This window comes from Polaribacter sargassicola (genome assembly GCF_021991835.1).
In the GTDB taxonomy this organism is placed as follows: domain Bacteria; phylum Bacteroidota; class Bacteroidia; order Flavobacteriales; family Flavobacteriaceae; genus Polaribacter; species Polaribacter sargassicola.
The window spans coordinates 1-255 of the sequence record NZ_JAHDAU010000259.1 but is presented as its reverse complement, the minus strand read 5'-3'; the positions used below and the strand labels follow the sequence as shown (position 1 = coordinate 255).

1 protein-coding gene is annotated in these 255 nt (G+C 32.9%); it reads right to left on the bottom strand.

Annotated elements, in window-relative coordinates; all coding sequences use genetic code 11:
* Positions 1-203, bottom strand: a 203-nt coding sequence (locus tag KI686_RS17770; RefSeq protein ID WP_237590436.1) for a DEAD/DEAH box helicase, incomplete at its 3' end; no start/stop codon positions are given.
* Between the last annotated feature and the right edge of the window lie 52 nt (positions 204-255).

The window sequence follows — 255 nt, the reverse complement described above, 5'->3', positions numbered from 1 at the left end:
ACATCTATCAACTGCAATAAAGGCAAGCCGAAAGCAGCCGTTTTTCCGGTTCCTGTTTTTGCTAAAGCAACCAAATCTTCTTTTTGTTGCAATACAACAGGAATCGATTTTTTTTGAATATCTGTAGGTACTGTAATTTGTAATGCAGCTAATCTTTCTGTTATACTAGCCTCTATTCCTAAATCGGAAAAACGTTTTGACATAAAAAAATATTTTTGCAAAGATAGTTACACTTTTATTGCTTGTACTACCAAT